Annotated in this window: 2 rRNA genes; both read left to right on the plus strand. The window is 43.0% G+C overall.

Annotation, left to right across the window (positions count from 1 at the left end):
* Window positions 1-77 (plus strand): 16S ribosomal RNA (locus DW981_RS14785); the annotation flags it as partial.
* Between the two features lie 194 nt (window positions 78-271).
* Window positions 272-389, plus strand: a 5S ribosomal RNA gene (gene rrf, locus DW981_RS14790).
* Window positions 390-789 lie beyond the last annotated feature (400 nt).

Below are 789 nucleotides of genomic sequence, written 5' to 3' on the forward strand. Positions count from 1 at the left end.
CGAAGGCAGGCTCGATAACTGGGGTGAAGTCGTAACAAGGTAGCCGTATCGGAAGGTGCGGCTGGATCACCTCCTTTCTAAGAGAGAGAGTAAGGGTTGTTTTACTATTTGGTTATCAAGGACCGAGTGCACAGATGCAGGTTTGGCTCAGATGAAAGTTTACTTTTGTGATGAGACAAACAAGCAGATGTATATGAGGGATTGCCTCCATGAGTACGAAGCGAAGCGGAGTATGAAGAGGGAAGACCGGCACGAGGGACATACCAAAACATTTGGTGGCGATGCGCTTAGGGGTAACACCCGTTCCCATCCCGAACACGATGGTTAAGACCTAAGCGGCCGATGGTACTATGCTGGAGACGGCATGGGAGAGTAGGTGGCCGCCAATTAAAAAGAAAATAACGCTGGATCAGCGATGCGTGATAAGAAAGCATTCTTATCATGGATGACTGATCCAACATCAGTCAGAAAGCTACAAAGTGAACATCAGAACTGATCTTCACAAAGTAGCGGACAGCACAAGTTGCGAAGTATTGATTCAAGTTTGATCTTCACAGCGTAGTGTAAACCATAAGTTGCGAAGCATTGATTTAAGTTTGATCTTCACAGCGTGGTGTAAAGCACAAGTTGCGAAGCAACTTGCAAAAGATAAAATCTTATAGATTTTATCTGATAGTACCTTGAAAACTGCATATAGAAGAATAAATCATAGAGATATGATTTGTCAGACATCCAAGCCAAATAATTCTGAAGAATTAATTGACAAGCAAAGAAAAAAAGATGTAACGC

Source organism: Clostridium sp. AM49-4BH, from assembly GCF_003478335.1.
Lineage (GTDB): Bacteria > Bacillota > Clostridia > Lachnospirales > Lachnospiraceae > Butyribacter.